This is a genomic window from Segatella copri, assembly GCF_009494395.1.
Taxonomy (GTDB): domain Bacteria; phylum Bacteroidota; class Bacteroidia; order Bacteroidales; family Bacteroidaceae; genus Prevotella.
Window position 1 is genome coordinate 1 of the sequence record NZ_VZCB01000015.1, and the last position, 1527, is coordinate 1527.

Annotated in this window: 1 protein-coding gene; it reads right to left on the reverse strand. The window is 42.5% G+C overall.

Features of this window, described 5'->3' with window-relative positions:
- On the reverse strand, positions 1-1382 hold a 1382-nt coding region (locus tag F7D73_RS01850), incomplete at its 3' end, for a hypothetical protein (protein WP_153122028.1).
- Positions 1383-1527 lie beyond the last annotated feature (145 nt).

The window sequence follows — 1527 nt, forward strand, 5'->3', positions numbered from 1 at the left end:
AGATCATCCAGATCATCATTCCAACCGTCGAAATCATCAGCATATTCGATGACTGCATCCTCGGCAAATGCCAACGGTGCATAAATCTCGTAGCTTGGCTCGATACGATAATTGCGGCCGAACTCGATAGTCATTTCCTGACTGAGATCAGCCTTTGCCTCTACATTGGTAATCTGTACGTGGTCTGGAATATGCTGGTTGATGAGTGTAGCCAGGTTGCTCACCTCATATACATTGGCAGCACCATACTGAGCAGTCAGTTCTGCAGTCTTATGGCGGCAGATACAGATCTTGGTCACTGGCGCAACAGTAGTCTTGCAGATATTCATCTCAGGGAGTTGCACGGTAGCCAAGTTCTGACCGTTCTTGGTAGAAATCACCTTTGCACTCACATTTGCCGCTGCATCCATATCATTTTGGATAGAAAGAATAATCTGAGGATTATCCAAGTCTGCTCTTACGCCATCTTCTGAAAGGAAGTCAGGAACGCCAGTCACAGATACATCACCCAAGCTTGAGATATTGATTTCTGGGTCGAAGATACCGGTAGCAGACTTCAAGGTAATATCATTGACATACACGTTGGCACCGATGGTCAGTGCAGATGTAGGAACCCTCGTTACATTAGCCTCAATACCGAGGGCGAAATAACCATCCATCCTGATTGAGCCATTATTGCCGATAACGACCTTACCATAGGCATCCTGTTTTTCAAAATCCAGTTTTTTAGCCTTGATGGTGAGTTGCAGGTTGCTGCTTGTAGAAACATCCTTCACCGTAATCTTCGAACCATCAACCATAGGAACGCCATTGCCATTACCAGAGACATGTGAAATCTCCAGATAGCCAGGAAGGGTGAGGGTTGCCTTATCAATATTGGTGATGGCAGAAGAAAGACCACCGAGAGTGAGATTAATCTTCAGTTCGATTTCGCCAGCCACCTCAGCACTTTTCAGGATCTTCACAGCAGCATCCGTACCATTATATTTAAACATCAACTCCTTAGGAGAGACAAAACTGAGATGACTACCAGCTGCACGGGTACACTTGGCAGCAGAATTGGCATTTAAGGTTAGCGTATTAGAATAAGAATTACCCCTCAGAACAATAGGAGAAATCATTGGTGAAGCAGATGATGCACCAGAACCTGTCAATTGGAACAGATAATCACCATTTGCGGCAATCTTCACACTACCATTCTCTTCGAGTTCCAGAATATCAGACAAAGGAATGTTCATGGTAGAACTGGCAGGTATTTCCAATTCGCCACTACCAAATCCCATCGTAGCATCAATCTGGTCAAAATCATAATCGTCATTTGTACACCCAGTTACCGAGAAACCCAACGTCAATAAAGACGCAAGTAATAGACTTGCTTTCATTTGCTTTTTCTTCATAGTTTATGAATATTTGATAATTATAGAACTTTACACTTTTAAAGAGAACTTACATAAATTGAATAATTAATTAAACTGTCATTCATATTTTATAAACCCGTTGGCGGAATTAATTTAGCGCATACTTAAC